Source organism: Thalassospira sp. UBA848 (genome assembly GCF_002295455.1).
Taxonomy (GTDB): Bacteria; Pseudomonadota; Alphaproteobacteria; order Rhodospirillales; family Thalassospiraceae; genus Thalassospira.
The window spans coordinates 18,462-35,077 of record NZ_DBGS01000053.1 but is presented as its reverse complement, the minus strand read 5'-3'; the positions used below and the strand labels follow the sequence as shown (position 1 = coordinate 35,077).

The following is a 16,616-nucleotide window of genomic DNA, read 5'->3' as shown; positions in this document are numbered from 1 at the left end:
TTGGCTATGGAGTGATCAACCTCATCACGCATGCGGGTCGTGGCATATGCGCTTGACCACATGATTTCAAACCCGCCGCCGGCCAGAAGGGCCGCGACCCCCTGTTGTTCGTTATATCCGCGCCATTGCCAGATTTCCGGATAGTCATCAGGCAGGGTGATGTCGTGGATATGAATGATCGCCCCGCTTGGCAGGGCCGGGATGACCGATGAGAAAAGCAGGTCAACGTCTGTTCCGGGCATCAGAATATGACTTGAGTCGATGGACAAGATGTCTGCGCCTGTCAGTGTATCGAACACCGTTGGATCGGCCTTCTGGACGATGGTGCGTTCGACCGTGATTGGCAGCTTTGCGATATCGGCACGTGGTGCCGGGTCGATGGCGTGAAATGATGTTTCAAGTTCGCCGTCTTTGATCGCGCGGTAATAGAATCTGGTTGAATGCCCAGATCCGATTTCAATGATGCGATCAGGGCGAAATTCACGCGTAAAGACATATGCCATCATGCCGTCAAGGCGCGGGAACCAGCTTTGCTGCCAGCGTGGGTCTGGCGGGCTGGCGTTGCCGAAACTCGCAAATGCATCATGGTATTGTGCGGCCTTTGTAAGCCACGCTTTCATGGTGGGGGCCGCGCCGTCCATCATGTTTTCAATCGCCGGGTAGGTAGGGCGTCCAACGGCGTTGGCTGTCTCATTGGCATAGCGGTATGGAATGAAATAGCCTGCTGGCGCGTTGCCAAACAAGGTCTTCAAACCCAGTTTCCAGCGACGCATTCTGCGAGAGAACGGCATGGAGGTCATTGCAAAGGCCCCTTTGAATTCAATGTGGCGTTCAGTCGTTTCTTGTTGGCTGGTTTCAATCGTCGCAAAAGGTCTGATCCTCCCCGCGCCAGCTTTGCAATAGCCAGATAGCAAAGCCAAATGCAATCGCAGAGAAAGCCGCCATCAGGTAATAAACCTGAGACCCAAACTGTTCATAAAGCGGTCCGGAAACCCAGATGCTGCTGCCAAGGAACACACCCATCGATAAGGTGGCCATTAGGCTTTGCGCCGACGTCGCAAGTTGTTGCGGTATGGCGCGGGCGATAAAGCTGACAGCTGCCAAATGCGTGATCCCGAATGTCATGGCATGAAGAGGCTGGACAAGAATAATCAACCATAGATTGTCGCTTGTGCCCAGTACAATCCATCGCAAAATCCCTGAAGCGGCACCCAGCGCAAACAATATGCCCGGGTGGCGACCGCGGACAAAGCGTCCGGCGACCGCAAACAGAACGATTTCCGCAATCACACCAATCGACCAGAAAATACCGATCATTTCATGGGAAAAACCAACCGATTCCCAGTGGACAGACGCAAATGCGTAATAGGTGCCATGGGCCCCTTGGGCAAAGCCGATGCAGGCCAGATAGATCAGGAAAACCGGTTTGCGCAGGAGATAAATCAGGGATGACCCAGACCGCAACGGGCGGTCCGTTTGCGGATCAGGCATGCGGGTTGTGATGGCAAAATTCACAATCCCGGCAACGAACAGCATCCAGACGATCCATTCCGTCGATGTGCTGTCAAGAACCCAGCCTGCGCCATAGGAGGCCAGAATAAAGGCAAGCGATCCCCAAAGCCGTACCCGTCCGTAATCAAGCTCACGCGCCTTGCATTCATGCACCGTAATTGTGGTGCCAAGGGGCAAAAGCGGCGAGAACGTAAAACCGATAACCACTGAAAGGGCAGCAAGCCACCAGAAGTCACTTGAGAGCGGAAAGGCCAAAATGGAAATCACATAGATGCCCGCAAGCCATAACATCGGCGTTTTGCGGTTACCGGTACGGTCAGCGCGCTGGGCAATCAAAGGATCGGCAAAGACGCGTACCCAGTTGGGCAACGACAGCAAAATACCAATTTCGGCTGCCGACAAACCCTGTGATTTCAGCCAAACCGGCCAATATGGCAAAAATACCCCTTGAATCAGAAACAGGCCGGAAAAAAACAGCGCCAGTACGGTCGCTGTTTTCATGCGATCAGGGTCTTTGTCTGGTCTGGGCGTTGAGGCCGCGGCGGCGCTTGGTGTTTTCATGCTGTGATTTGCCGCCTTTTGAGGCCGCGAATGATGAAACGCGCAGGGTGGATGGCATCCATCAGCACCTTTTCCAGAGGCAGGGGCATGTCGCAAATCTCACTGGCAATAATCTCGGCGGCAAGTGGGGCACCGATCAAGCCGCGCGCCCCGAAGCCGGTACAGATATACACGTCTTTGTGGTAGGGCGCATCCGGATATCGGGCGCCTTTTTTGCCTTTGTCTATATCGCCATAGGAGGCCAGATAGGCATCGAAATCCGGCGCAGGGCCGATCACGGGCAAATGATCTGCGGTTGTGGTCCGCAAGGATGCACGCCCGTCTAACTTCGTCGCCGACAAATTCGCTGCGATATCGGGCAGGACCTTGGCAAGCTGTTTGACGTTAAAATCGTGATCATCATCGCGCAGATCAATCCGGGCATCATCGCGGCCGAAGGTTGCGCCAAACACGTGAACGCCGTTTCTGGCTGGCGTAATGTATCCCTTGTGACTCAGGACACATTTAATCCGTGCGCGCTCGGCGGTTTTTGCGACAAGCTCTGCTGGCAGGTAACTGATTTGGCCTCGAACGGGGTTAAGATGACTGTAAAGCCAGCTTGTCTGATCCAGCGTCCGGGTCTCCAAGGCGCCAGCAATGATAACGGCGTCAAACGGACCGTATTCGTTGCCGTTCTCGTCTGTCAGGCATTTGCCTTTATCGCAATCACGGATGCATGTGATTGTCCTCGATAGGTGAATGTCTATACCGCTAGCAAACGCCTGAACGACAGACGGCGGATTTACCCATCCCGCTGATGGATAGAACACGCCACCGACCGGCAAGGCCAGGCCAAACCGCTCTGACGCCTGGTTTGCATCAAGCGCCTCAACAAGATCGGTTTTGTCACCAAGACGGGCAATCAGGCCATCCAGCCGTTCGCGCTTACGTGCACTGGTGGCAAGATCAATCACGCCGCAAAAATCGGCCTCTACCTGTCCCTGATCGGCAAGCCTTTTGATCTTGCGATGGCTGAAACGATAGCCTGCCTCATAAAATCGACCCATGATGGCGTCATCAACCGTCAGATAGGGCTCCAGCATGCCAATTGGATTGCCCGATGCGGCATTTGCCAGTTGATCGGCCTTTTCGAAAAGCGTCACGAAACATCCGCGTGCGTTTAGGGCATCAGCGCAAGATGCCCCGGCAAGGCCACCACCGATGATGGCCACCGATTTTGAATTTCCGGGCGTTGGCAGGTTGAACCATGGATCATCTGCGATCTCGAACGCTGGCGGTTTGTTGTCAGCTTCTTCAAACGCAGAAAGCGTCGCCGTGATCATGTCGCGCTTATAGCCAAACCCTTTGCGCTTGTTGATTTCAAAGCCAGCACTTTCCAGTCCGTCGCGCGCGATGCGCGCCGCAGTATAAGTCGCGAGGCTTGCGCCAGTTGGGCAAGAGGCACTGGCAAGCGCTGCAAACAAGTCTGGATGCCACATCTCAGGATTGCGCGACGGCGCAAAACCATCAAGAAACCAGCAATCAATTTTGCCGTCATATCCCGACCAGCATTCAATCGCATCGCCGATCAGAAGGGTGAGGCTGATCGCATCATCCGCCAGGGAAAACCGATGCACGCCCGGTAGCATGGTCTCATGGGGCCAGATATCGGCAAGCTTTTTGGAGTATTGCGAGAGTTCCGGCCAGCTCTGATGGGCGCGGATCATGTCATTGCGGGTAAGCGGGTATTTCTCGACCGAGACGAAATGCAGGCGTTTGGAGCGATTGGCATCACTATCCCAGCATTGCCATGCAGCCAGGAAGTTTAGGCCCGTGCCAAAACCGGTCTCGCCAATCGCGAAGTTTTCCCGGTGCTGCCAAGCATTGGGCAGGTTGTTGCCCTCCAGAAACACATAGCGCGTTTCCGCCAGCCCGTCCTTGGGATTGAAATAGATGTCACCAAAATGCGGGGAGTAGGGTACGTCACCATCACGCCAAGTGATGTCACCGGCCTTTTGATCTTTTCCGACGGCATTTTGATCTGCGGTCATGCAGACAGGACCTCGTCATCCTGTTCGGGGACAAGTGACAGGGCTTCGCGCACGACGTCGGTACCAGCCCCTTTGCGATGTGCATTTTCGCTAAGGTAGCGACGCCATTGTTTTGCCCCACGCATTTGCTGGAAAAGACCCAGCATGTGGCGCGTAACATGGCCAATGGTGCCATGTTCCTCTTTCAGGTGCTCTTCGATATAGGGCAGCATAGCTTCAACCACTTGGTGGCGGGTTGGTGCCTTGGCGTCGTCGCCGTAAAAACGTCGATCCACATCGGCCAGAATATATGGGTTTTGATAGGCTTCGCGCCCGATCATGACACCGTCTACCTGCTTCAGGTGCTCTTCTGTGTCATCAAGCGTCTTGATGCCGCCATTGATCAGGATTTCCAGTTCGGGGAATTCCTGTTTGAGCTGATAGACCAATTCGTATTTAAGTGGCGGCACCTCGCGGTTTTCCTTCGGAGACAGCCCCTTGAGCCACGCCTTGCGGGCATGAACGATAAAGGTCTTGCAACCGGCCTCGGCAACCGTTTCGGTGAAGCGTTTGAGCGACGGGTAATCTTCCTGATCATCGATGCCAATGCGGTTCTTGACCGTAACCGGTGCGTCACTGGCCGAGATCATCGATTTCACGCAGTTTGCAACAATATCGGGTGTCGCCATCAGGCAGGCGCCAAATGCGCCGTTCTGGACGCGATCAGACGGGCAACCGCAATTCAGATTGATTTCGTCATAGGCATACTCATTGGCGATCCCACACGCACGTGCCAGATCATCTGGATCGCTGCCGCCAAGCTGAAGTGCAACCGGATGTTCGGCATCGTTATAACGCAGATGCCGGTCTACCCCGCCATGCAGGATGGCGCCGGTTGTGACCATTTCGGTATAAAGCAATGTATGACGACTGATCTGCCGTAGGAAATAGCGATCATGCCGGTCCGTCCAATCCATCATCGGGGCGACGGAAATACGCCGATTAACAGTCATATGCCTACCGTTTTTCATCAAAGCGGGGTGAAGAGGGTTGCTGTATTCCAAGCGCGGTCTTTATATAGGTTCCGGGATTTAGGGTCAAAACCGATTGCGTGATGCATGGCTGCATCCCGAAGATATTAAAGCACAGGAATTGATATGGTTACGATTTACGGCATCAAGAACTGCGATACTGTCCGCATAACGTTGAAATGGTTTGATGCAAAGGGCATTGAAAACAAGCTCCATGATTTCCGTGCTGACGGTATTGATGCCAAGACGATTGAAGGTTGGCTTGATGAAGTCGGGGGTAAGGTTTTGATCAATAAGCGCGGGCCGAGCTATCGCAACTTAAGCGATAACGACAAGGCAACGCTTGATCAGGGTGGGGCTGCGGCCGCCGCAATCCTTGCTGCCAACCCAACCGTAATCAAGCGCCCGGTTGTCGATTTCGGATCTACCCGCACAGTGGCTTATGATGAGGCACGCTGGACGGAACTGGCCGGTTGATAAGGGGAAAACCTATGGACAAGCCTGTCGTTCGTGGCGTGATCTTTGATTGTGATGGTGTGTTGGTTGATACCGAGACATTGGCATGCCGGGTGTTGACCGAACAGCTCTGTGATTATGGCTGCGACATGAATATGGCCAAAACACATGATCTTTTCATTGGCGGGACATTGGCCATGGTGCCGCCAAAGATGGAAACGATGTTCGGGGTGACATTGCCCGAAGACTGGCTTGCCGAATGTTATGAGCGGACGTTTGTTGCGTTTCGCAATGATCTGAAGCCGTTCCCGCATCTTGACCCAGTGCTTGATCTGCTTGACCAAAATAACATTCCGATGGCAATCGGAAGCAATGGCCCGCATGCAAAGATGGAAGTGTCGCTTGGAAAGGTGGGGTTGAAAGACCGCTTTGCGGGGCGGGTATGCTCTGCCCACGACGTTGCCAACGCCAAACCGCATCCAGACGTATTCTTGCTGGCAGCAGAAAAGATCGGTGTGGATATCAGCGACTGTATCGTCGTGGATGACAGCCAGAATGGTGTACGGGCGGGCGTTGCATCCGGGGCGACGACTGTCGGTCTTGTGGACATTACGCCCGCTGAATATCTGCTTGATGCTGGCGCGCATCACATTGCAACTGATCACAGCGATCTCTATCGCCTGCTGGAAGACTGGGTGTCTGTCCGGTGAAAGTGCTTTGGCAGGTCATCTGAAAACAAGGGCAGCACCGCGAAGGCGCTGCCCTTTTTGCGGGATTCTTACTGACCGATAACAATGCCTTCGCGGCGGGGGTCGGCCCCGCCAATCAAGCCGTCTTGTGTCACCATAATGGTGTGAATTCCGGAATTAAGGTCGCGAATGCTGGTCTTGAAGCCCATGTCCTCAAGGACAGGCGCAAGCATTTCCGCATCTGTTCCGGCCTCAAGGTCAAAGGTGCCAAACCGGTTGACTAGATGGGGCATGTTAATGGTTTCCTGCGGGGACATGTTCCAGTCAATCATGCCGATCAGTGATTGCGCAACATAACCAATAATGCGCGATCCCCCCGGGGAGCCGGTCACAATAAGCGGTTTGTTGTCCTTCATGACGATGGTGGGCGCCATTGATGAACGTGGCCGTTTGCCCGGTGCCAGCGCATTGGCAATCGGTACGCCATCGGAATGGGTACGGAATGAGAAATCCGTCAGCTCGTTATTGAGCATAAACCCGTTGACCATAAGGCGTGAACCAAATCCGTTTTCAATCGTGGTCGTCATCGAAACCGCATTGCCATAGATATCAACAATCGAGAAATGACTGGTGCTTGGCAGTTCAATCGCGTCGTCGTCAGCCAGTTTCATGGCGTGGCTGAAGCTCGGCATGCCGGGGTCTACGGGTTCAAGCGCGGTCTTCCGATCAAGCAGTTTGGATCGTTCCGCCAGATAGGTTTTATCAAGCAATCCGGTCAATGGCATCGGGACAAAATCGATATCGGCCATATAGCGCCCACGATCGGCAAATGCCAAACGCGATGCATCGCCAATCAAACGCCAGCTTTGTGCAGAACTTGGGCCCATCGCGGCGATGTCATATGGTTCAAGCAATCCAAGTATCTGTCCAACCGTCAGTGCGCCCGAAGAAGGCGGCCCCATGCCGCACACATCATGTTCGCGATACTCGATACAGACGGCCGCGCGTTCCTTGACGTGATACGTGGCGAAATCCGCAAGTGACAGGACGCCGGGGTTCCAACTGGCACCTTTGACCTTGTCGACAATGTCCTGGGCGATCTGCCCCTGATAGAAGTTCACAGTCCCGTTGGTCGCCAGATCTTGCAGGGTCTTGGCATATTTCGGATTGCGAAGAACCGTACTGGCCGCAAGTGGCGCGCCATCCTTGTCAAAGAAATAGCCCTTTGCCTCGGGATCGCGTGAAAGTTTTTCCTGATCCTCGGCGATCAAGGCTGCAAGACGTGGAGAAACCTCAAAGCCCGTTGTGGCAACATCAATTGCCGGATCGAGCAGGATCTTCCAAGGAAGTTGCCCCCACTTTTCGTGGGCAGTCTTCATAAGGGCAGGGGTGCCGGGCGTGCCAACCGATCTGCCGCCAACAACCGCATCATAGAACGTAAGTGGTTCACCGTTTTTATCCTGAAACAGTGTAGGTGTTGCGTTCAGTGGGGCGGTCTCGCGGCCATCCAGTGTGGTCAGCTTTCCGGTGGTCGCATCGAAGTAAACCAGAAACGCGCCACCCCCAAGCCCGGATGATTGCGGCTCCACAAGACCCAGCATGGTTTGAATAGCAATCATTGCATCAATGGCATTGCCGCCGGAACGCAGGATATTCGCACCAGCCTCGACCGCAAGCGGGTTGGCAGCACTGATCATCCAGTCATTGGCGATGTCGGAGCCGCGTGTCTGCTTCGATAAGCTGGTTGTACTTGCTTCGGGTGCAATGGCGTCTGTTGTTTGCTGGGCAGCAGTTCCTTGGACAAGGCAGGTCGACAATAGTCCTGCCACAGCAACAGCTTTGATCATTTTGACAGAGATGGAAGCTTCGTGGGGCATGTTCCAGACCTCTTTGGTTGCTTGATGGTTTAGGTAAAAAAACAACACCCGCATCGTGGCAGATGCGGGTGCAAATGGGCAGAAAAATCTGTGGCTGGTTTTTCAGGCGGCAGTTTTGTTGCCCTTGCTGCGCGCTTGTGTGACGAGCTTGACTTGTAGCCATTCCATTATGGTTTCCGCCACTTTTTCCCAGTTTTTATCAAGCATCATGGCGTGGTGGATGTCCTCGATCAGGGCATAATCCGCGCCATAGCGTTTGGCGGTGTGGTGAATCAGCTCGCTCTGGATGATTTCGTCATCACGCGCGCCAAGCACCAGCATGGACGGAACCTCATCCTTTGACAGAAAGATCGGGTTGGCTCCCATCATGTCGGCAATTGCGCGCTGACTTTCCGTTTCAAGTCGCCCGAAATAGATCATGCCTTCGTCTTCCGCGATATCGGGCGAAAGCATTGCACGGCCAAGTCGTTCACGCAGCAAGGTGTGCGGGCCGATGGCTTGCAACCAGAACATCTGGAAATAAAGGTCTGGCTGGGCCATCGCCATCATGGCATTGCTGGCAATCAATCCTTCGGGCGGGACGGATGCCATCAGTATTGCGGCCTCGGCACTGTGGCGTTCAAGATATTTCTGAACGATATAGCCGCCCATGGAATGCCCGATCAGGACGGGTTTCTTGCCAAGGGTTTCGACAACCTCTTCAAGGTCCTCGACGTAATCGTCGATGGACGCAAGACTGCGCAGTTCGCGACCACCACTTCCCCCATGACCACGCAATGAGAAAGCCACGGTCTCAAAACCGCGCTCGGCAAACCAGGTCAGGAAGTGTTCGTTCCAGCACCACGCGCCGGTATAGGCGCCATGAATAAAGACAAGGGGATGCTTGCTTTTGGGTTTGCCGTTTGGACTGCGGCGAAAAATCTCCAGTTCGGTGCTCATGGCCGGTCTCCTCCTCGCTAAGCGGGATGGGTGCAAACTGACGCTTTAATTGAAAAGCCGTGCTGTATGTTCGCACATGCAGCATATTTTTGTCCATTCACAAGTATGAATGCCTCTTTGGTTTGGCAATGATTGTCAGTCTGAGGTTGTTTGCTTATGATTACCAAAGGGACAGGAAAAGATGTGATCGGACGCAGGTGATCTGTCGTTCGGAACAGAACAGCATTTTAGTGAGAAGCTTGGGGGGATATGGTCAAATTATCTGTGGTCGGCATATTCGCAGATCTCGATGAGAGTGCGATAACAGATGTCGAACGCCACGTTAACCGAAAGACATTTTCTGCCGGGGCGCAAATTATCGAACCTGAGTCGGACAGTTCGGACGTTTACCTGATCCTTTCGGGGCGCGTCCGGATCGTCAATTATTCCTTGTCAGGGCGTGAAATCACGCTTGAGGAAATCGGGGCTGGTGGCTGTGTCGGACAGTTGTCTGCAATTGACGGGGAGCCGCGCTCGGCCTGTGTTATCGCGGTTGATGATACCAGTGTCGGCATCCTGAGCCCTGCCAATTTTGAAAAGGTCGTTAAAAGTCACCCATCGGTTGCCTGGAACGTCATTGGGGAACTGGCCAGAATTGTGCGTAATTCCACCCGCAGGATTGTTGATGTCAGCACATTGGGCGCAAACGAACGCGTGGTTGCAGAGGTTCTGCGCCGTGCGCGCAATGTAAGTGATGAAAACGGTGCGGCGCTGTTGTCACCTGTTCCGGTGCACTCTGAAGTCGCCAGTCGCGTAAGTACCTCTCGCGAGACTGTGGCGCGGGTCATGAGCACACTTGGACGTCGGCAACTGGTGAGGAAGGCCGATAGTGGTCTTATTGTGCCTGATGTTCGCAGGCTTGAAGAATTCCTAAGCGAGTCAATTCATTAACTGCGATTTGTGTGATTTTTTGGCCGATATGTGATGGCTGTCACAGAGTAAGGTTAAATCGACAGGTAAACATAACGGTGTGGCGGACGTTTCGATGATCCGGCACATCTCCCCCAAGAGAGTTACTGGCCGTACATTTATTGTACGGCCATTTTTTTTGCGTTTTCGCATGGCGCACCATCAGCGGCCTGACTAAGGTAAGCACGACAAATGCTTATTAAGACAGGGGATCAACAATGCGTTTATCTGTGGTTATGGCCGGATTGAATGGTGCTATGGCCGTCGCGCTAGGCGCGTTTGCTGCGCATGGTATGACAGGCAGTGATATGGACTATGCGCGCAGCCTTGTTGAGAAGGGCGCTCACTATCAGTTGACCCATGCAGTTGCACTGGCTGCAATTGCCGGTCTTGTGCATCATGTGCCGGACGAAAAGTTCCTGCGCTTTGCCGCATATGCGATGCTGATCGGTATCTTGTTCTTTTGCGGATCGTTGTATGCCATCGCCTTTAGCAGCATTTCCGCCTTTGGTGCGGTCGCGCCGATTGGTGGCTTTGCCTTTATCGGTGGCTGGTTGTTGCTGGCAGCAGCAGGGTATCGCCGCTTTGGCTGATATCGACATCAACTCTGGCATCGCAGCAGTTAGAGGCGGGTAGAAACAGAAACAAAAAAGGACGTGTTCCGAAGAACACGTCCTTTTTTGATCTTTGTAACCGGTTCCGAAGAACTGGATTACTTCATTTTCGCTTCTTTGAACACGACGTGCTTACGCACGACCGGGTCGTACTTGCGAAACTGGAATTTCTCGGTGGTATTCCGCGGGTTCTTCTTAACAACATAGAAGTAACCGGTGTCTGCGGTGCTTACCAACTTTACGAGGATCGAAGCGGGCTTCGCCATGTCTCTGCATCCTGTGTTCAGGTGTATCTCAGGCCGCGGAACATAAAGGTTATCGGCAGAGTGTCAAGCCATTTTGGCAAAAAAGAATGCAAATTTATTGGCTGGCAAATGTATCTGCGATTTCCTCTTGTCCGGCATAGGCCAGATTCTTGTATTCACGATGATTTTTCAGAAGTTCCAGGGCGACGTCGACATCAAATGCTGTCCCATTTGAACTCGCGGGACAGACATCGCGAAGCTCGCGACGGGATTTTTCATCCTGATAGTCGAGGTTGCGCCATTTCGTCATCACAGAAGCGATTTTGTCACGTTGCGACAGGGCGTCGGTGACGTAATGTATCGGTGCGGTACCGTCCTCTGGCTGCGTGCAAATGGCCGGGAACAGACCAATCCTGTCAAAAGTGTAACCAGACGGTGCGGTGATGCGTGACCAGGTAAAGGTCAGCGTTCCATGGTTTGGTAAATCGTTGATTGCCTGCACGGAACCCTTGCCAAAACTTGTCGAGCCAATCAGAACAGCACGATGACGGTCCTGAAGGGCTGCTGCGACCAGTTCAGCAGAAGACGCTGTACGCCCGTCAATCAGGATCACAAGCGGCGCACCTTCGGTCAGGTCTTTTGTTTCTGCCTGAAATTCGTGGCGCGCGGCCATAACACGTGAAAAGGTCTTGCCGATTGGGCCGTCGGCAAGAAACAGGTCTGCGACGGCCACACCCTGTTGAAGCAACCCACCGCGATTGCCGCGAAGATCAAGAATAACCCCATGAAGACCGCCGTTATAAAGCTTGGCCTTCATGATGTTATCGGCAAGAGTTGACGCTGTTGCCGAGTTAAAGCTGCTAATCCGTGCGATCAGGACGTTGTCGCGGATCTCGGTGAAGACAGTTCGGTCAATCACCCTTTCACGCAGAATTTCGATCGGGGTAATCGCACCAGTATTGGCGGCATTTACCTCAATCAGGACGGAACTTCCCTCTTCGCCATGCAACAGGTCAGCGGTGTACCGGCTGGCCTTGCCATACATGTCCAGACCATTGACGGTAACAATCTGGTCGCCAGCATTAAGCCCTGCGCGTGCGGCCGGGCTGTCGGCATGAACAAGTTTGACGACGGGATAGCCGGTGCCGCCAACAACCCTTACGCCAATGCCGATATATCCATCACGGCGGTTGCGTGCATTTTCTGCGCGTTCCGGGCCCTCATAGCGGCTATATCGGTCAAGATTACGGATCGCACCGCTAATCAGAGCGGACTCGACGTCTTTCGTCGCCGTGTTTCGGAGTTTGGCGGAATGCGCACGATAGCTTGCAAGGCCACGAAGCGTGATTTCTGACCAAATCTGCAGATTGTCCTGATCATTGGCTTCGCCAGAGACAACCGGCAATGCGATCCGATCGACGGTTTTCTTTTCATACTGCAGGATCAGGTCATTGGGCGTGATATCAACCCGGATGTCATCGTCAATTGCTGAGAGGCCATCCAAAGTATTAACCAGGATCTGCTCGCGGCTGATTGGGTCTATATAGCGCGTTGCGACCAGTTCGATTGTCTGGGAAATCAATTCCTGGGTTTGTGGATCATCTGGCGAGCTAACACCAACGTTCGGTGAACTTGCGCAAGCAGACAGAACAACAGAAAGGCCAACAACCGCGCATATGCGTTGGCAACAGCGCATGCCGTTGTCGATTGTGTCACTGGTGTTCTGAAAAATGCCTGGTGCGACCAACTAAACAATCCGTTGATTTCAGGTAAGGTAACCTAAGCATTCTAATCAAAAAATGCTGGTTGCCTAACGACTATCCCTTGATGCGCATAGCCCACTGAGTGCCAAGGACAGCCCCCTTGATAAAGGGCAATATTGCAAGACACAGCGCGACTGTGGCCGGAAGCCAAATCGAAAGCTGCAATGCCATGGACGGGCTGAAATTTTGTTCCATCGCCAATGCACCCGGCACGACAATATGCCCGACCAAAAAGATTGTGAAATAGGGTGGGGCATCGTCGCAGCGGTACTCACCAATTGGATGGCTGCACACATCACATTCCGGGCGTAACTTCAGATACCCGCCAAAGGCAAAGCCATGGCCACAGTTCGGACATTTTCGCCGAAAACCACGCCGCAGGCCAGTCATGATACGACTGCCATTCTGGTCGGGGGCGGCGTCATTTGTTTGCGGGGAAATATCGTGTGGGGCATTCATAGTCAAAGATTTACTCCTGTCGCCTCTCAACGCGCACTTGATCCGGGTGACGAAAACGGGCATTGAAACGGTAAGCCATCATCATGATGTTCGATCGCGCAGGCAAGTAAAATCGACCCGCCATTTTCACCTTGCGGGCGCATTTATGGTAACGTTTGCTTGATCGAACAGTTGCCAAAGGAGTGCCCAATGGGAAATGCAGATGCCGTCGTTGCCGGTCTGAAACAGGACTTCATTGAGGACACGCTGGAACGCATTGATCGCATTGAAACAACGATCGACCGTGTTGCAGGCGGCATGGATGAAGCAGAGCCGGGTATTGCTGAACTTCGGCGCGAAGCCCACACCGTCAAAGGTCTGGCCGGATCGTTCGGGTTTCCTTTGGTCGGAGCGATTGCCCATCGACTTGAGGACTATATCGCGGATCTGAGCGAAATTGATGACCTGGAAGCGGCATCGTTGGTCGATTTCACCAGCTGGATTCGAGAAATCATCGAAAGCGGTACGAACCCGCAGGCAGAAGAAGAAACCCGTATCCTTCGCTCCTTGCCGACCCGAAGCGTCAAAGCCGATGAAAAGAACAAGACCTCGGACGTGGCGGTCGCACAGAACAAGGAAGTCCTTTTGGTCACAGCTACAGCCGTGCAGGGCCATTTTCTGCAGCGTGAGCTGCGTGAAAAGGGATTCCGGACCATTACGGCCCGCTCAGCGGTCGAGGCGTTCGAGACCGTCGTGCAATCCCGCCCGGATGCCGTGATTACCGCAGCCGTGCTGGATGGGCTGAGCGGGATTGAACTGATCCGCGCTCTGGCGGCGATGAAAACGCTGGCGGACAAAAAACTGGGCCTTTTGACAAGTTTCGATGCGTCTCATCCGGATCTGGAAGGTTTGCCGCAGAACGTCGCGATCATTAGCAACCGGGGCAAGCAGACTGCCGAACATCTCGCGAAGTTCATCGAAACCATGCTCTGAGCATTGGCCGGAAAGTTCGTGTCAAACAGAAAAAGGCGGCCATATCGGCCGCCTTTTGTCGTTTCGCGGGATAAATCGGTTTAATCCGACTTCGGCCCCTGTTTTGCCGAGTTGCGCGCCGCACGGTTGGATGCCACCAGTTTGCGTTGCTTCTTCGGCGTGGTCTTTTTCTTGGCTCCGGCTTTCTTGCCCTTCGACTTGGTCGCGGAGGCCCCGCCGGCACCGTGTGCGTCGCGCGGACCAGACCGGAATCCTGGCTTGCTGCCATGCCGGTGGCTGCGATCACCCGGGCTGCCGCGCCGTTTGGCAGACCCGCGACGTCCACGCGGGCGCTCAATCAGGTCACGTTCGGTGATGTCGGCATGCTCTGCAAGGCGCAGGGCCAAAGAACCCGTGGCGGCATCAGCATCGGCAATCCGAACGACAACCGTATCGCCCAACTGGAATTTCTTTCCCCGGTTCTGCCCGACCAGCGCGTGGCTTGCCGCATCATGGATGTAATAGTCATCGGGCAGGGTGGATATCGGAACCAGGCCGTCGGCACCGGTTTCGTTCAGCGATATGAAAAGTCCGAAATGCGTCACCCCGGAAATCTTGCCGGGGAACTCTGCGCCGACCTTATCCGACATATAGGCCGCAACATAACGGTCAACCGCATCGCGCTCGGCCATGGCGGCACGCCGTTCGGTGCCCGATATATCTTCACCGATCTGCTCGAACCGTTCGCCTTCTTCAGGCGTTAGTCCGCCTTCACCAAGCTTGAGGCCTGCGATCAGGGCGCGATGGACCAGAAGGTCGGCATAACGACGGATCGGGGAGGTGAAGTGCGCGTATTTTTTAAGCGCAAGCCCGAAGTGCCCGATATTGTCGGGGCTATACATTGCCTGTGACTGGCTGCGGAGCACGACTGTGTTAATCAGTTCAGCCTCAGGCGTGTCCTTGGCGAGCTCAAGGATGCGGTTGAAATCACGCGGTTTGAGGACCGATGCCTTGTTTAGCTTGTATCCGGCACCCTCAAGGAATTCGTGCAGGGCTTCAAGCTTCTCTTCGCTTGGGGCATCGTGAATACGGTACATGCAGGGCTGTTTGATGCGTTCGAGCTCTTCTGCCGCACACACGTTGGCAGCGATCATGAACTCTTCGATCAGCTTGTGACTGTCAAATCGTGCGCGCGGTGCGATGGCAATGATCTGGCCCTGATCATTCAGCTCGATCTTGCGTTCGGGAACATCAAGCTCAAGCACGCCACGCTTCTTGCGAGCCTCCAAAAACGCATTGAACGCGCCGTAAAGGGGTTTGATGATGGTATCAACCAGCGGACCGGTGGTTTCGTCCGGCTGGCCGTCCATAGCGCGCTGAACCTGATCATAGGTCAGACGCGCTGCCGAGCGCATCATGCCACGGCAGAATTTATGACGCAGTTTGTGGCCATGCTTATCAAGCCACATCTCAACCGCCATGCAGCCACGGTCTTCATGCGGGACAAGCGAACACCAGCCGTTCGAAAGCTCAAACGGCAGCATCGGCACCACGCGATCCGGGAAATAGCAACTATTGCCGCGTTTGACCGCCTCACGATCAAGTGCATCGCCCGGACGTACGTACCAGGACACGTCGGCAATCGCGACCATGATGTGCCAGCCACCTTCATTAGCGGGATCCGGGTCGGCTTCGGCCCAGACAGCGTCGTCAAAGTCCCGGGCATCGGCACCATCAATGGTGACCAGCGGAATATCGCGCAGGTCTGTGCGTTTGCCCAGTGGTGTGGCCTTGGACTCACGCGCCTGAAGCTCGACTTCAGGCGGGAATTCAAACGGAATGCCGCGCGCATGGATCGACACCAGGCTAATGGATTTCGGCTCGTTGATATTGCCAAGAACCTCGGTAATCCTGCCTTTGCGCAATCCGAAATGCTTGCCCGGCAGAATTTCGGTCAGAACCAGTGCGCCACTTTCAAGATCGGGATGGTCGTCAAGCGGAACCGCGATCTCGCCACTATCCTTGCGATCTGTGGGCACAACGCGGCCTTCGCGTTCGTTGGGGCGATAAAGTCCCAAGACGCGCTGTGGCCCGCTTCCAAGGACCCGCATGATGCTGGCTTCATAGGTATGCTTGCCGGTATAGCGCAGCTTGGCCAAAATCTTGTCACCGATGCCCGGTGCACTTGGGCCGCCACGGCGGATCGACTTCACCACGATCAGCGGCGGGTCATAGTCATGCTTCCAGACATTCGGTTTGGCCAGGACTTCGCCATCATCATCAATCCCGGTGATTTCAAGCACCTCAACCGGGGGCAAGCGGTCAGGCTTGTCAAAGCGCCGCCGTCCCTTGACGACATCGCCGCCGATTTTCAGTTCTTTCAGGATCTTCTTGAGTTCGATCTTGGCTGCGCCCTTGATGTTAAAGGCGCGCGCGATCTCTCGCTTCCCAACGGGTGTCGGGCTCATATCGATGAATTCGATAATCTCTTCCTTGGTCGGGAAGTGCTTTTTGTCTTCTGTATCGTTCGCCAACGTTGCGGCGTCCTTTCATAGGTATTCC

At 54.3% G+C, this 16,616-nt stretch carries 15 protein-coding genes; 5 read left to right on the top strand and 10 right to left on the bottom strand.

The window, feature by feature from the left end; genetic code table 11:
• From B2R48_RS06895 to dusA, 4 genes are all read right to left on the bottom strand, one after another.
• Window positions 1–752, bottom strand: a 752-nt coding sequence (locus tag B2R48_RS06895; RefSeq protein WP_296999018.1) for a class I SAM-dependent methyltransferase, incomplete at its 3' end; no start/stop codon positions are given.
• Between the two features lie 103 nt (window positions 753–855).
• The gene (locus B2R48_RS06890; protein WP_296999017.1) at window positions 856–2,013 is read right to left on the bottom strand and encodes a 3-phenylpropionate MFS transporter; all 1,158 of its coding nucleotides are present in this window, start codon (window positions 2,011–2,013) and stop codon (window positions 856–858) included.
• Between the two features lie 56 nt (window positions 2,014–2,069).
• Window positions 2,070–4,103, bottom strand: coding sequence for a bifunctional tRNA (5-methylaminomethyl-2-thiouridine)(34)-methyltransferase MnmD/FAD-dependent 5-carboxymethylaminomethyl-2-thiouridine(34) oxidoreductase MnmC (gene mnmC, locus B2R48_RS06885; protein ID WP_296999015.1), 2,034 nt, complete (start codon window positions 4,101–4,103; stop codon window positions 2,070–2,072).
• On the bottom strand, window positions 4,100–5,095 hold the full coding sequence (gene dusA / locus B2R48_RS06880) for a tRNA dihydrouridine(20/20a) synthase DusA (protein WP_296999013.1): 996 nt from the start codon (window positions 5,093–5,095) through the stop codon (window positions 4,100–4,102). The genes mnmC and dusA overlap by 4 nt, the downstream gene beginning before the upstream one ends.
• Before the next feature lie 144 nt (window positions 5,096–5,239).
• Here dusA and B2R48_RS06875 point away from each other — a divergent pair, with 144 nt between their 5' ends.
• Complete coding sequence (locus tag B2R48_RS06875; RefSeq protein WP_296999010.1) at window positions 5,240–5,590, top strand: ArsC/Spx/MgsR family protein; 351 nt, start codon at window positions 5,240–5,242, stop codon at window positions 5,588–5,590.
• Window positions 5,591–5,604: 14 nt separating this feature from the next.
• Window positions 5,605–6,279, top strand: coding sequence for an HAD family hydrolase (locus B2R48_RS06870; protein WP_296999009.1), 675 nt, complete (start codon window positions 5,605–5,607; stop codon window positions 6,277–6,279).
• Window positions 6,280–6,347: 68 nt separating this feature from the next.
• Here B2R48_RS06870 and ggt read toward each other — a convergent pair whose 3' ends face one another.
• Window positions 6,348–8,135 (bottom strand): gamma-glutamyltransferase, encoded by a 1,788-nt coding sequence (gene ggt, locus B2R48_RS06865; RefSeq protein ID WP_296999008.1) that lies wholly within the window; start codon window positions 8,133–8,135, stop codon window positions 6,348–6,350.
• A 102-nt stretch (window positions 8,136–8,237) separates the two neighbouring features.
• Window positions 8,238–9,074: an alpha/beta hydrolase gene (locus B2R48_RS06860; protein WP_296999006.1), complete on the bottom strand. Its 837-nt coding sequence runs from the start codon at window positions 9,072–9,074 to the stop codon at window positions 8,238–8,240.
• 249 nt (window positions 9,075–9,323) lie between these two features.
• Between B2R48_RS06860 and B2R48_RS06855 the strand changes: the two genes are divergently transcribed.
• Together B2R48_RS06855 and B2R48_RS06850 are read left to right on the top strand one after the other, a co-directional pair.
• Entirely contained in the window at window positions 9,324–10,004 is a 681-nt protein-coding gene (locus B2R48_RS06855) for a Crp/Fnr family transcriptional regulator (protein WP_296999003.1), read from the top strand.
• 236 nt (window positions 10,005–10,240) lie between these two features.
• Window positions 10,241–10,615: a DUF423 domain-containing protein gene (locus B2R48_RS06850; RefSeq protein ID WP_296999001.1), complete on the top strand. Its 375-nt coding sequence runs from the start codon at window positions 10,241–10,243 to the stop codon at window positions 10,613–10,615.
• A 119-nt stretch (window positions 10,616–10,734) separates the two neighbouring features.
• On the opposite strand, the gene rpmG is transcribed toward B2R48_RS06850, so the two are convergent.
• The 3 genes from rpmG to B2R48_RS06835 all read right to left on the bottom strand — a co-directional run bounded on the left by rpmG (window position 10,735) and on the right by B2R48_RS06835 (window position 13,103).
• Window positions 10,735–10,902, bottom strand: coding sequence for a 50S ribosomal protein L33 (gene rpmG / locus B2R48_RS06845; RefSeq protein ID WP_008890790.1), 168 nt, complete (start codon window positions 10,900–10,902; stop codon window positions 10,735–10,737).
• A 94-nt stretch (window positions 10,903–10,996) separates the two neighbouring features.
• The gene (locus B2R48_RS06840; RefSeq protein ID WP_296998999.1) at window positions 10,997–12,628 is read right to left on the bottom strand and encodes a S41 family peptidase; all 1,632 of its coding nucleotides are present in this window, start codon (window positions 12,626–12,628) and stop codon (window positions 10,997–10,999) included.
• Window positions 12,629–12,698: 70 nt separating this feature from the next.
• Window positions 12,699–13,103 (bottom strand): DUF983 domain-containing protein, encoded by a 405-nt coding sequence (locus B2R48_RS06835; RefSeq protein WP_213472952.1) that lies wholly within the window; start codon window positions 13,101–13,103, stop codon window positions 12,699–12,701.
• A 189-nt stretch (window positions 13,104–13,292) separates the two neighbouring features.
• Here B2R48_RS06835 and B2R48_RS06830 point away from each other — a divergent pair, with 189 nt between their 5' ends.
• The gene (locus tag B2R48_RS06830) at window positions 13,293–14,075 is read left to right on the top strand and encodes an Hpt domain-containing protein (RefSeq protein WP_296998997.1); all 783 of its coding nucleotides are present in this window, start codon (window positions 13,293–13,295) and stop codon (window positions 14,073–14,075) included.
• A gap of 80 nt (window positions 14,076–14,155) precedes the next feature.
• Here the strand turns inward: B2R48_RS06830 and rnr are convergent, their stop codons facing one another.
• Window positions 14,156–16,588 carry a ribonuclease R gene (rnr, locus tag B2R48_RS06825; RefSeq protein ID WP_296998995.1) on the bottom strand — a complete coding sequence of 811 codons (2,433 nt, stop codon included), beginning with the start codon at window positions 16,586–16,588 and terminating at the stop codon, window positions 14,156–14,158.
• Window positions 16,589–16,616 lie beyond the last annotated feature (28 nt).

Coding starts and splice junctions, on each gene's coding strand:
- B2R48_RS06835 (WP_213472952.1), bottom strand. CDS start 13,103: ATGAATGCCCCACACGATATTTCCCCGCAAACAAATGACGCCGCCCCC.
- ggt (WP_296999008.1), bottom strand. CDS start 8,135: ATGCCCCACGAAGCTTCCATCTCTGTCAAAATGATCAAAGCTGTTGCT.
- B2R48_RS06850 (WP_296999001.1), top strand. CDS start 10,241: ATGCGTTTATCTGTGGTTATGGCCGGATTGAATGGTGCTATGGCCGTC.
- B2R48_RS06875 (WP_296999010.1), top strand. CDS start 5,240: ATGGTTACGATTTACGGCATCAAGAACTGCGATACTGTCCGCATAACG.
- B2R48_RS06870 (WP_296999009.1), top strand. CDS start 5,605: ATGGACAAGCCTGTCGTTCGTGGCGTGATCTTTGATTGTGATGGTGTG.
- mnmC (WP_296999015.1), bottom strand. CDS start 4,103: ATGACCGCAGATCAAAATGCCGTCGGAAAAGATCAAAAGGCCGGTGAC.
- B2R48_RS06860 (WP_296999006.1), bottom strand. CDS start 9,074: ATGAGCACCGAACTGGAGATTTTTCGCCGCAGTCCAAACGGCAAACCC.
- rpmG (WP_008890790.1), bottom strand. CDS start 10,902: ATGGCGAAGCCCGCTTCGATCCTCGTAAAGTTGGTAAGCACCGCAGAC.
- B2R48_RS06855 (WP_296999003.1), top strand. CDS start 9,324: ATGGTCAAATTATCTGTGGTCGGCATATTCGCAGATCTCGATGAGAGT.
- dusA (WP_296999013.1), bottom strand. CDS start 5,095: ATGACTGTTAATCGGCGTATTTCCGTCGCCCCGATGATGGATTGGACG.
- B2R48_RS06830 (WP_296998997.1), top strand. CDS start 13,293: ATGGGAAATGCAGATGCCGTCGTTGCCGGTCTGAAACAGGACTTCATT.
- B2R48_RS06890 (WP_296999017.1), bottom strand. CDS start 2,013: ATGAAAACAGCGACCGTACTGGCGCTGTTTTTTTCCGGCCTGTTTCTG.